The sequence below is a fragment of the Rhodoferax sp. BLA1 genome, from assembly GCF_013416775.1.
Classification (GTDB): domain Bacteria; phylum Pseudomonadota; class Gammaproteobacteria; order Burkholderiales; family Burkholderiaceae_C; genus Rhodoferax.
On the sequence record NZ_SZVI01000006.1, the window covers coordinates 131,109 to 143,451 of the forward strand.

Consider the following 12,343-nt stretch of genomic DNA (forward strand, 5'->3'; position numbering starts at 1 on the left):
TAAGCAGCATCGTTAAAGTCCCCGAAGAACATCGCCAATAAGTCGATCATCGATCACTGGCAGCTTAACCAACACATGCGGCGCCACCACCGGAGACAACCATGCAAGAACTGATTTCCCACCAATTGGTCAGCTATTTGGAGGACCGCGGCGTCGAATACATCTTCGGTCTGTGCGGCCACACCAACATCGCGGTGCTGAGCGCGCTGGAAAAAAGCCCCATCAAATTCATCAACACCCGCCATGAGCAAGTGGCAGCGCACGCCGCCGATGGCTACGCCCGCGCCAAAAAGACCACCGCCGTGGTGCTCAGCCACCTCGGGCCAGGGCTGACCAACGCCGCCACCGGCGTGGCCAACGCGGCGCTGGATTCGGTCCCGATGGTGGTGATTGCCGGTGATGTGCCCAGCCACTATTACGGCAAGGGCCCGCACCAGGAAGTCAACCTGCATGCGGACGCCGCCCAATCTGAAATCTACCGCCCGTTCTGCAAACGCGTCTGGCGGGTTGAGCGGCCTGACCTGTTCCCCGAAATCATCGACAAGGCATTCCAGCTGGCCGAGAGTGGTCGCCCCGGCCCGGTGCTGGTGTCGGTGCCGATGGACATCTTCTCGAAAGAAGTCGATGTCGAACTGTTTGCCAAGCTCAAGTTGCACACCCGCAAACTACACACCCCAAGCATTGACGACGAGGTGGCCAACCAGATCATCGACGCACTGGTGGCTGCCAAACGCCCGCAACTGCATGTGGGTGGCGGCATTGTGCTGGCCGATGCCACGGCCGAGCTGCAGGAGTTTGTGGACCACATGAGCCTGCCGGTGTCCCACAGCCTGATGGGCAAGGGCGTGTTGCCGGATGACCACCCTTTCATCCTGGGCATGACCGGTTTCTGGGGCACAAAATTTATCAATGACAAGTGTCTGAGCGCCGACCTGGTGCTGGGCTTGGGCACCCGTTTTGCCGAGGCTGACTGCAGCTCGTGGGAAAACGACTACACCTTCGACTTCAGCAAAACGAAGCTGATACACATCGACATCGACCCGAGCGAAATCGGCCGCAATTACCCGGTGCAAATTGGTGCCGTGGCGGACTTGAAGCAGGCGCTCAAGGTGCTCAACCGTGTCGCCAAACAGCGCTACCCGGCAGGTTTCAAAAACGAAGCGCTCCAAGCCGAGATGGCGGCCAACCGCAGCAGCTTCAATGCGGGTTTGGTGGCGGCCCAGCAAAGCAACGCTTTCCCGATGCGCCCGGAACGCATCCTGGCCGACGCCCGCGCAGTGTTACCACGCGACGTGATCATCACCACCGACGTGGGCTGGAACAAAAACGGTGTGGGCCAGCAGTTCCCGATCTACACCCCTGGCAGCATTCTGACGCCTGGCGGCTTTGCCACCATGGGTTTTGGTGCCCCAGCAGCGATTGGCGCCAAGCTGGCCTGCCCGGACCGGGTGGTGGTGTCGCTGGTGGGTGACGGCGGTTTTGGCCAGAACCCAGCGATGCTGGCCACGGCGGTTGAGAGCAATGTGCCTGTCATCTGGATCATCATGAACAACTGCGCGTTTGGCACGATTGCGGGCTTACAACTCGCGCATTTCGGCACCACGGTTGGCACACTTTTCTACAAGGATGGTGCACCGTTCCAGGCCGACTTTGCCGCCATCGCCCGCGCCTATGGCGCCGAAGGCATCCGCGTAACGTCGGCCGACGAATTCAAACCCGCACTCGTCGCTGCCATGGCCGCCAAGCGCCCGTTTGTCATTGACGTGGCCATGCAAAACGCTCCGGTGGAAACCGCCGGGCACTGGAACATCATGGACATCTACTCGCCCGGCAAGAAGGTGCACCACGCCGACACCAGCACTCTGCAAAACAGAGCGTAAAACCCAATAGCTACGAGGGCTAGAGCATGAAACACCTGTATTCCTTGGCGCACCTGAGCGCGATCAGCCTGCCACCGGTGGACCTGATCGAAGTCGCCGCCCGCACCGGCTACGAGTATGTGGGCCTGCGCGTGACGCGCGTCACCGACACCGAGCCGCTGTATCCCATCATCAATAGTGCCACCGCCATGCGTGCCACCAAAGCCGCGCTGGCGCAAACCGGCGTGGCCGTATGGGACGTGGAACTGGCCCGCATGGACCCCGCACACACCCCCGAGATGTACCTGCCGCTGCTGGAAGCTACCGCCGAGCTGGGCGCGCGCCAGATCATTGCCCAGTTACCCGACCCAGACCGCGCCCGTGCCCATGACCGTTTTGCCCACCTGTGTGAACTGGCCGCGCCGCTGGGCATCACGGTCAATCTGGAGTTCCCGTGGTGGACGGAGACCGGCAACCTGGCCACCGCCACCGCCGTGCTCGAAGCGGCCCAGGCCCCCAACGCGGGTTTGCTGGTGGACATGCTGCACTTTGTCCGCTCGCACTCCAGCCTGCAGGCGCTGGCTGAGCTGCCGCGCCATTGGTTCAATTACGCGCACCTGTGCGACGGGCTCACCGCCATGCCGACCGACATAAGCGCTGCGCTATTTGAAGCACGCAGCTCTCGCTTGGCGCCGGGGGACGGCGAATTTGGTGTGGAAAACATCCTCGCCGCGATGCCGCAGGATTTGACCTACGTGCTGGAGATCCCCAACGACGAGGTCTGCGCCAAGATCGGTTTTGAGGGCTGGGCGCGCCACATCCTGCATACCGCCAAACAGCATTTGGACACCGAACCCGCTCCCCAACAAACCAACACCCGCCAGGAGACCACTGCATGAGCACCATCCCGCCCGAACTCAAAAAAACCGAGATCAACGCCGAACAGCGCGACGAGCTGGACACCGCTTTTGCCAAAGCCCGCGCCGCATTGGCCATCATCGAGACCTATGACCAGGCCCGCATCGACCGCCTGTGCCAGGCGGTGGCCTGGGCGGTTTCCAACAAGAAAACCTTCACCCGCTTGGTGGCTGAGGGCATTGCCGAGAGCCGCCTGGGTGACCCGGACAGCCGCATGGGCAAACGCATGAAAATTCGCGGCATTTTGCGCGACGCGCTGCGCCAAAAGAGTGTCGGCATCATTGAAGAAATCCCCGAAAAAGGCCTCGTCAAATATGGCAAACCGGCTGGTGTCGTGGCCTGTATCGTACCCACCACCAACCCCGATCTGACCCCCGCTGGCAACGCCATCTACGCCATCAAGGCGCGTGACGCGGTGATCTTCTCGCCGCACCCGCGCGCCAAGAAGACCAGCTTCGAGACGGTTCGCCTGATGCGTGAAGCGCTGGAAAAAGAAGGTGCACCACCCGACCTGCTGCAATGCCTGACTCGAGTGAACATCCCGATGTCACAAGCGCTGATGGCCCAGGCCGACCTGGTGATCGCCACTGGCGGCCAACCGATGGTGCGTGCGGCCTACAGCTCCGGCACCCCGGCCTACGGCGTCGGTGCGGGCAACTCCACGATGGTGATTGACGAGACCGCCAACATTGCCGAAGCGGCGCTCAACACCCGTTTGAGCAAAACCTCCGACTTCGGCTCGGGTTGCTCGGCCGACGGCAACCTGATCATTCAGGAAGGCATTTTTGAGGCCTTGCTGGCGCAGCTGGTCAAGGAAGGTGGCTACGTCGCCAACGACGCCGAAAAGGCGGCCCTGCGCAAAGCCATGTGGGACGACGAGGGCCACCGCCTGGCCGACACCGTGGCGGTGGCGCCGCAAAAACTGGCTGAGGCGGCTGGCTTCAGCATCCCGGCAGACCGCAAGTTCATCATCGTGCACGGCGACGGCATTGGCAAAGAATTCCCCTACTCTGGCGAAAAACTCACCACCCTGCTGGCGGTCTACAAATACGGCACGTTTGACGAAGCTTTGAGCATGATGCGCGGCATCTACAACGTCGGTGGCAAGGGCCACTCCTGCGGCATCTATTCGTTTAGCCAAGATCACATCCACCAGCTGGCCATGGCCGCACCGGTGAGCCGCATGATGGTGCGCCAGCCGCAATCCAAAGCCAACGCGGGCGCCTTCAACAACGGCATGCCCATGACCAGCAGCCTGGGTTGCGGCACCTGGGGTGGCAACGTGATCAGCGAAAACGTGAGCCTGAAGCACTACATGAACACGACCTGGGTGTCGGTGCCCATTCCAGAAGACAAACCCTCCGACCAGGAGCTGTTTGGCGATTTTTACGACCCGGCCCTGGAAGAAGGGACGTTCACCGCAGAAGTCATGGCCAGCGCCTGCTAAATCAGCCGGAACATGGCGTAAAGTGCCTGTGGGTGCCCCGTGGCACCCACAGGCACTTTTTTATTCGAAGAGACCCAACATGCACACACCCAAACCCATTGAACTTGGTGGTCAACCCATCGCGGGTGGCAAATTCCCGCTGATCTGCACCCCCCTGGTCGGGCGCAGTTTTGACAAACTCATGGCAGAACTTGATGTGGTGTTGCCCAAAAAACCCGATGTGCTCGAGTGGCGGGTTGACTTTTTTGAGCAGATTGGCGACACAGCCGCCGTCATTGCTGCGGCAATCGCTATCAAAAGCAAAGCGGGCAAGATCCCCCTGTTGTTCACACGCCGCTCCACCATCGAGGGTGGCGAAAGAATCGGCCTGGTTGAGGCCGAGGTGATCACTTTGTACAAGGCGGTGTGTGAGAGCAAATGTATTGACCTGATCGACTATGAAATGGCCAACGACGCAGCCAACGTCGCCCAGGTGCGGGCTGCCGCCTGCGACAACGGAATCTTGCTGGTGCTGTCCTTCCACAACTTCTCGTTCACACCGGGGCTGGAAACGCTGGCCGGCAAGTTCTTGCTGGCCGACCAACTGGGCGCCGATGTGGCCAAAGTGGCCGTCATGCCGCGTGATATGGACGATGTGCTTACCTTGTTGACCGCCACCCACCAGGCCAGCAAAAAGCTGCGTATCCCGCTCATCAGCATGTCGATGGGGCCCTACGGCTCAGTCACCCGCATGATCGGTGGCGTGTTTGGTTCGGCCCTGAGTTTTGCCGTGGGCGCCGCCAGTTCCGCCCCCGGCCAGGTGCCAATTGAAGACCTGAACACGGTGCTGGGCATTGTGAACACATCCATGGGGCACAAGTAGTCAGAAGGTTTTTTGCCTTCTAGCCCTTATGCTGTAAGGGCTAACAGCTATATAAACAATAGTACAAACGGCTCAGATCAAATTGCGCATGGCGCGCGCAGTCTCCATCAGCACCGGCAGCACCCGGGCCACAGCGTCTTCGGTGCTCTCGTGGCCCATCGGCATGGTCACGTTCAGGGCACCCACCAGGTCGCCGCGCCGGTCGATCAGCGGCACAGCCACGCCGCGGTAAGTGAGTTCGAGCTGCTGCTCCGACACCGCCCAGCCGCGCTGGCGGATACGCGCCAGCTCTATACGCAGGCGCTCCTTGCTGTTGATGGTGTAGCTGGTGTAGGCCTTGAGCTCGTGGTGTGCCAGCCAGTTGGCCAGCCAGTCCGGGTCGCGCATAGCCAGCATCAGCTGGCCCGCAGCGGTCACCTGCGCCTGCACCCGTGAGCCAAGCACAATGCCGGTGTTCATGGCGCGGGACGAGCCGTTGCGTGCGATGTAGACCACGTCGTCACCGTCCATCACACTCACGTAGGCGATTTCCTGTGTACCCGAGGTCACACGCTGCAAAAAGGGCTGCACGATGCGTGGCAAACGCGCTGATTCCAGATAACTTTGCCCGAGCCGCAGAACGCGCGGCGTCAGCCAGAACAACTTGCCGTCGGTGGCCACATAACCCAGGTAGTTCAGCGTCAGCAAGTGACGCCGGGCGGCGGTGCGTGTCATGCCGCAGCGCACACCGGCCTGGCTGGCGGTCATGCGCGGGTTGGCATCGTCAAAGGCTTCGATGATGGACAGGCCTTTCTCCAGCCCGGCGATCCAGTCGCGTTTGTCCAGTGCAACGCCCGAGGACGTGGATTGCAAGGTGGCGAGTGTCTCTGGCATGGCAACTAGGCCCATCTCAAAATTAGACAAACATCATGGGGCTTACCCTTGAATCGTTCAATCATCGATTATCAAAGTACGTCAATCGTTCAAAGGGCGTCATTTTTGTTTTTTTGGCGCACTATCAATGAACTAAAGTGCCTCAAAATGGGCATTATGAACGATCAACGACTGCCTTACCCCCATTGGCCTGCGGCCATGCCTGGTGTAACCGGCAACACGGGGATCTGCCTGATTCTGGGCGATCTGGTGGGGCAAATGCTGAGGGGTGCAACCGAGGTGTCACACGCCAAAAAGCGGCCCCATGCATCGGCATAATGACCCGGGTTCATTCTTGAAGGACACACCATGATGGCAGCGATACCACCCACAACCTCCTGCGGCGCTGACCGTGAAGCCATCACCGACGCGCCCAACCCGGTCGGGCTGGACGGCATTGAATTCATCGAATACGCCACCGCCAAGCCGCAGGCACTGGGTCAGGTGCTGGAAAACATGGGTTTCAAACTGGTGGCCCGGCACCGCTCACGCGAGGTTTTGCTGTACCGTCAGGGTGCCATCAACATCATCGTGAATGCCCATGCCAGTGGCACCACGCTTGGTGACAAACCGGTCATCAACGCCATCGCCCTGCGTGTGCGTGATGCCGCTGCGGCGTACCGGCGCGCGCTGGATCGCGGCGCCTGGAGTGTGCCCGCCCGCGTGGAGGTGATGGAGCTCAACATCCCCGCGGTGCACGGCGTGGGTACCAGCCGCATCTATTTTGTCGACCGGCACAAAGTGTTTTCAATTTACGACGTGGACTTCACACCGATTCCCGGTGTTGACCAGCACCCGCCAGCCACCGCCGGGCTGCACTTTTTTGGCGTGGTGCAGTACATCGGCAACGACCGCACCGAAGACTGGACCGAGTTCTACCGCGAGCTGTTTGGTTTTACCGACCTGCCGCCGGAGCAGCGCTTTGGCATCCTGCCCAAAGGGCGCATTTTGCGCAGCCCCTGCCCGGCGTCGTCGCGCTTTTATATCCAGCTGATCGAACCCGAAGCCAGCGTGCTGGACGTGGACGATGACGAGGGGTTACACCGCATTGGTCTGGGTTCGGCCGACGTGTTGGCCACCGTGGCGGCGCTGTCGCGCCAGGGTGTGGAATTTGTTGAATCCGCCAGCGTACACACCGATGTGCGTGGGGCCCTGACCAAAACGCTGCAAGGTGGCGTCAGCTTCGAGATTGTTCACAACGTGCAAGAGTCTGCAGCATGACCGTCAACAGCGCCAACATGGACGACTTTGGTCTGGACAGTGCCACGCTGGCCGGCTCGCTGGAGGGCAAACTCGTTGCCGCCCGTGACACAGGCTTCAGCCAGATGGTGTTGTCCAGCAGCGACCTGGTGAACCACCCGGGTGGCATGGACTGCGCCGTGGCAGCGGTGCAGGCCAGTGGCTTGCGGGTCAGCGGTTTTCAGTCACTCAACGACTATGAAGGTTTGTCCGGCCCCTTGCTGGTCAACAAGATCAACGTGGCCAAAGCCTTGCTGGAGATGTGCCATGCGCTCAAGAGCCACCTGCTGGTGGTGAATGCGTCGACCTTGGCCACGGCCGCCAGCGACACGGCCACGCTGGTGCGCAACCTGCGCCAACTGGCCATGCTGGCCATTCCCAGAAACATCCGCATTGCCTACCGGGCGCACCCCCAGGCGCAGGTGGTGAAAGAATTTGGCCAGGCCTGGGATCTGGTGTGTATGGCCGATATGCCCAATCTGGGCCTGTGCCTGGATGCCACCGAGGTGCTGACCAGTACCTCACCCGACAACGACCTGGACATGCTTGACGCTGAGAAGCTGTTTTTTGTCCAGCTGGCGGACCGGCTGGACCCGAGCCGCACCAACACACGCCTGTTCCCCGGTGAAGGTATACACAGCGCCGAGCTGGCCACCCTGGTGACCACATTGCACCAGCTGGGTTACCGAGGTGACTATGGGCTGTCGGCAGCCAACACCGACTACCTGCAGATGCCAGCACCGCTGGTGGTGCAGCGGGCCTGGGATGCGGCCATGTGGCTGGGGCAGGAGGTGTTACAACGCTCGGTGCCACTGCCCAACCAGATCCGGCTCAAACACCGCCTCTCGGGTTAATGAGGCCACCCCACCCCTATGAACAGCCTGTTTGAGCGGCTTTTGTCCACCTCGGAGGTAATGGAGGCACTGAGCGACCGTCATTTTGTCCGGGCCATGCTGCATTTTGAGGCGGCGCTGGCGCGTGCCCAGGCCAGCGTCGGCCTGATTCCGCAGACGGCCTCGGCATCGATTGTGGGCACCTGCAAGGTCGAGTTGTTTGATGTGCTGAAGCTGGTGCGTGAGGCCGGCAGTGCCCGCAGCGCCACCCAGCCGCTGGTCAAAAGCCTGCGTGAAACGGTGGGCCTGTTCAACCCGGAAGCCGAGCGTTATGTGCACTTTGCCTGCAGCGACCAGGATCTGGCCGACACCGCTCAGGTGTTGATCACGCGAGACGGACTCGACCTGATCTCGGCCGACCTATCGCACATCCTGACCAGGCTGCAAGAGCTGGCTGACAGCCACGCGACAACCCCAATGCTGGCGCGAAGCCCGCTACAGGCCAGCACGATCACCACCTTCGGTCTGAAGTGTGTGCAGTGGGCGGCGCCACTACAACGCGCCCAGCAGCGCCTGGGCCTGGCCGCCGACAAAGCCTTGAGCCTGCAATTTGGTAGCCTGGCAGGCCCTCAGGCCGAATTGCAAGGCAAGGGCCAGCAGATGCTGGCGCTGATGGCGAGCGAGTTAAAACTCAAGGCACCCAGCCTGCCATGGCGTACCCAGCGCGACGAATGGGTGGCGCTTGCCTGTGAGCTGGCTTTGCTGGTGGCCAGTCTGGCCAGCCTGGCGCAGAACATGCTGCAACTGGCCCAGTATGAGGTGGCTGAGCTGACACCGCCCGACAACAGCTGCAGCGTGGCACTGGCCGCTGCCCAGCGCATGCCACAGTGTCTGAGCAGCTTGTTGCTGACCCTGGCGCAGGACCATGACGGTGGCCTGGGCCACTGGCAGGCGGCTTTGGCAGAGTGGCCAACACTGCTGATGTCAACCCACGGTGCCACACGTGCCATGGCGCTGGCGCTGACCGGTCTGCAGGTCAACACAGATCAGATGCGCAGCCACCTGGAGGCGCGCCGTGCGGCAGCCCCCAGCCGCGAGCCCGCCGCACTTTTTGCGCCCGAACTGGCTCAGCAGGCAGCAGAGCTGGCACGCCAACACCTCCTGGACCTGCACGCCATCACCGCGTCCTGATGCCAATCCCTCGGCCATCCGGCAACATTTATTGCGTTTTCTTTCTCCAATACGGCGCCTGATCGGGATACCGATGTTTTGGCCGCAACACCATGACAAGCATTCTGTCCATCACCGGTCCCATTTATCTGGCCATTGCACTGGGTTATGTCTGTACCCGCTTTGGCTGGTTCAGCCGGGCCGACATGCGGGTGTTCGGCCAGTTTGTCATCCGGCTGGCCTTGCCCGGGCTGCTGTTCAGCACCGTGGCCACACGCGAGATCACCGACATCCTCAATGTCAGCTACCTGCTGGCTTACCTGGTTGGCACGCTGTTCGTGATCACCCTGGGTCTGGCCTGGGGCAAGCGCCAGCATTTGCCCAGCACCGACAACGTGATGGCGGCCATGGGCATGAGCTGTTCCAACAGCAGCTTCATCGGTTACCCGATTTTGCTGCTGACGCTGGCCCCGGTTGCTGCGGTGGCGCTGGCACTGAACATGATGGTGGAAAACCTGGTGGTGATCCCACTCTTGCTGGTGCTGGCAGAACGCGGGCGCCACCAGGGTGGCAACGGTTGGCAGATGCTGCAGCGCACCGCCTGGCAACTGGTCAAAAACCCCCTCATCGTCGCCCTGGCCCTGGGTTTGACAGTGGCGCTGATGCGCTGGCAGCTGCCCGAACCGCTGTCACGCAGCATCAATCTGTTTGCCACCGCCAGCGCCGGTTTGTCCTTGTTTGTGATTGGCGGCACCTTGTTTGGTTTGCCACTCAAAGGCATGGGGCGGCAAATTGCGCCGATTGTGGTGGCCAAGCTGCTGCTGCACCCGCTGGCCGTGGCCCTGGCCACACTGGCGCTGCCGCTGATCGGGCTGCCTGCGCTGGCCCCACATTTGCAACTGGCAGCGGTGATGCTGGCCGCCATGCCGATGATGAGCATCTACCCCGTTCTGGCCCAAAGCTACGGCAAGGAAAACTTGGGCGCTGCGGCACTGTTGGCCACCACGGTGATCTCATTCTTCACGCTGAGCGGCCTGCTCTGGCTCACCCATTAGCTGCAGACATACCGGGCCAGCCGACTGACTTGCTGGTTGTATAACGCGAGGACCAGCTTCAGGAGACCTTCATGACCGATGCCGATCTTCAGAGCCGCTTAGCCTTCATCCAGGCGGCCGAAAAACTCAAGACAGTGCTGCGTTGCGCCTTTACCTCCAGCGGGCGGCAGGAGAGCACGCCGGAGCACACCTGGCGTTTGTGTCTGATGGCAATGGTGTTGCAGGATGTGCTGGGGCCGCTGGACTTCGAGCGGGTGCTCAAAATGTGTGTCATCCATGACCTGGGGGAGACCTTACACGGCGACATCCCGGCCACCCTACAAACCCTTGGCGGCGGCAAATCAGACGACGAACGCCGCGACCTGATCGAACTGATGCACCCGCTGCCCGCCGCGCTTCAAGCCGAGTTTTTAGCGCTGTGGGACGACTACGAACAGGCCGCCTCGCCCGAGGCCCGCGCCGTGAAAGCGCTCGACAAGTTGGAGACCCTCATCCAACACAACCAGGGCCAGAACCCGCCGGATTTTGACTACGCCTTCAACCTGAGTTACGGCCAGAAACACACCGCCGCCATCCCCTTGCTCGCACAATTGCGCCGCATCTTGGATGAACAAACGCGTCACAGGCTAGCCACGTCTGCCAGACCACCAACACCCTGAGCGCCACCACCGGCCAATCCGCCAAACCAGGTGATTCGGACCTGTGCCAGCTGCCATTTTCCGGCGGATCAAAACGGCGTTGAACCAGGCTGCAACCCACGGGCCAACAGCGTGTTTCAGCCCTGACAGCCACACCCGCCGGAGTACACTGACATCATGAAAAAGACCCCGATTCGCATGACCGTCACCGGTGCTGCTGGTCGCGTGGCGTATGCCCTGCTCTTCAGGGTGGCAAGTGGCGACATGCTGGGTGCGGACCAACCCATCGAGCTCGTTTTGTTTGACTTGCCGCGCGCCAAAACCGCTTTGCAGGGCGTGGTGATGGAGCTGCAGGACTGTGCTTTTCCGCTTCTGGCCAGTGTGTTGGCCACAGACGACCCGGTGTTAGCGTTCACGGGGACACAGATTGCTTTGCTGGTGAGCGCACGCTCGCGCAGCTCGGACATGGCGCGTCTTGATGTGCTGAACGACAACGCCAAGATTTTTGCCGTGCAAGGTGCCATCATCGGCCAACATGCCCACCCGGACTGCAAGGTTCTCGTGGTGGGCAACCCGTGCAACACCAATGCCTGTGTGGCACAACATGCGGCAGCCAGTTTCGGCCGCATCCCGGCATGCAACTTTGCCGCCTTGTTACGCCTGGACCACAACCGTGCGCTGGCTCTGCTGGCCAACAAAACCGCACGACCGGTGGCCAGCCTGCAGCGCCTGGCGCTGTGGGGCAACCATTCACCCCGCGTCTATGCCGATGATCGTTTTGCACTCAGCCAGGGCGACCGGGCGTCGACCCTGGTGGGCGACGGCGCCTGGCACCAGGAGGCCTTTGTGGATGCCGTGGACCAGCGCGGCCAGGCTGTTCTGGCCACCCTGGGGCATTACGCCGCAGCGTCAGCGGCCAGCGCCGCCATCGACCAGATGCGCGACTGGTGGCTGGGCACACACGGCGAGTGGACCACCATGGGGGTGGTCTCCGACGGCTCTTACGGTGTTCCAGAAGGGCTGGTGTTCGGCTTCCCGGTGGTCTGCAGCGGTGGTGACTACCAGATCGTGGCCGACCTGGCCATTGACGCGTTTGCGCTTGAGAAGATCAAGACCAATGTGCAGGAATTACAAGCAGAACTGGCCGTGGTGAAGCCGCTGTTACCCGACCTGTTCAAGTAGTGTGCGTATTGCGACCAATATTGCCACCGGATGTGGCTATAGATTGCAGCAGTTCCTGACATAGTTTTCCCCGAAATGCTCGCTCCAGAACAGTCAGTCCCCCTAGGAGTCTGGGCGGCAGAAATATTTCGACGAAGGTGGCGTTGACATTTGGCGACACGAATTCGTCCGAGCCATGGTGATCGTGGCCATCAACAACTGTGTTGGTGGTCGTTTGATGGCTGGTGT

Annotated in this window: 12 protein-coding genes; 10 read left to right on the forward strand and 2 right to left on the reverse strand. The window is 61.3% G+C overall.

What is annotated here, in order from left to right; genetic code table 11:
* Window positions 1-101: 101 nt before the first annotated feature.
* From FDG13_RS07720 to aroD, 4 genes are all read left to right on the forward strand, one after another.
* Window positions 102-1,880: a thiamine pyrophosphate-binding protein gene (locus FDG13_RS07720; protein ID WP_180126412.1), complete on the forward strand. Its 1,779-nt coding sequence runs from the start codon at window positions 102-104 to the stop codon at window positions 1,878-1,880.
* 26 nt (window positions 1,881-1,906) lie between these two features.
* The gene (locus FDG13_RS07725) at window positions 1,907-2,758 is read left to right on the forward strand and encodes a sugar phosphate isomerase/epimerase (protein WP_180126414.1); all 852 of its coding nucleotides are present in this window, start codon (window positions 1,907-1,909) and stop codon (window positions 2,756-2,758) included.
* Entirely contained in the window at window positions 2,755-4,224 is a 1,470-nt protein-coding gene (locus FDG13_RS07730; protein WP_180126416.1) for an aldehyde dehydrogenase family protein, read from the forward strand. Before FDG13_RS07725 ends, FDG13_RS07730 begins: the two co-directional genes overlap by 4 nt.
* A gap of 79 nt (window positions 4,225-4,303) precedes the next feature.
* Complete coding sequence (aroD, locus tag FDG13_RS07735; protein ID WP_180126418.1) at window positions 4,304-5,086, forward strand: type I 3-dehydroquinate dehydratase; 783 nt, start codon at window positions 4,304-4,306, stop codon at window positions 5,084-5,086.
* Window positions 5,087-5,158: 72 nt separating this feature from the next.
* Here aroD and FDG13_RS07740 read toward each other — a convergent pair whose 3' ends face one another.
* Entirely contained in the window at window positions 5,159-5,959 is an 801-nt protein-coding gene (locus FDG13_RS07740) for an IclR family transcriptional regulator C-terminal domain-containing protein (RefSeq protein ID WP_180126420.1), read from the reverse strand.
* A 348-nt stretch (window positions 5,960-6,307) separates the two neighbouring features.
* Here FDG13_RS07740 and FDG13_RS07745 point away from each other — a divergent pair, with 348 nt between their 5' ends.
* The 6 genes from FDG13_RS07745 (at window position 6,308) to FDG13_RS07770 (ending at window position 12,115) form a co-directional block, all read left to right on the forward strand.
* Entirely contained in the window at window positions 6,308-7,219 is a 912-nt protein-coding gene (locus FDG13_RS07745; RefSeq protein WP_255435154.1) for a 4-hydroxyphenylpyruvate dioxygenase, read from the forward strand.
* Window positions 7,216-8,091 (forward strand): sugar phosphate isomerase/epimerase, encoded by an 876-nt coding sequence (locus FDG13_RS07750; protein WP_180126422.1) that lies wholly within the window; start codon window positions 7,216-7,218, stop codon window positions 8,089-8,091. The genes FDG13_RS07745 and FDG13_RS07750 overlap by 4 nt, the downstream gene beginning before the upstream one ends.
* Window positions 8,092-8,109: 18 nt before the next feature.
* Complete coding sequence (locus FDG13_RS07755) at window positions 8,110-9,261, forward strand: lyase family protein (protein WP_180126424.1); 1,152 nt, start codon at window positions 8,110-8,112, stop codon at window positions 9,259-9,261.
* Between the two features lie 92 nt (window positions 9,262-9,353).
* Window positions 9,354-10,295 (forward strand): AEC family transporter, encoded by a 942-nt coding sequence (locus FDG13_RS07760; protein WP_180126426.1) that lies wholly within the window; start codon window positions 9,354-9,356, stop codon window positions 10,293-10,295.
* A gap of 71 nt (window positions 10,296-10,366) precedes the next feature.
* Window positions 10,367-10,954: an HD family hydrolase gene (locus tag FDG13_RS07765; protein WP_180126428.1), complete on the forward strand. Its 588-nt coding sequence runs from the start codon at window positions 10,367-10,369 to the stop codon at window positions 10,952-10,954.
* 156 nt (window positions 10,955-11,110) lie between these two features.
* Entirely contained in the window at window positions 11,111-12,115 is a 1,005-nt protein-coding gene (locus FDG13_RS07770; protein ID WP_180126430.1) for a malate dehydrogenase, read from the forward strand.
* On the opposite strand, the gene FDG13_RS20865 is transcribed toward FDG13_RS07770, so the two are convergent.
* Window positions 12,108-12,343, reverse strand: a 236-nt coding sequence (locus tag FDG13_RS20865) for a hypothetical protein (protein ID WP_218942663.1), incomplete at its 5' end; no start/stop codon positions are given. The genes FDG13_RS07770 and FDG13_RS20865 overlap by 8 nt on opposite strands.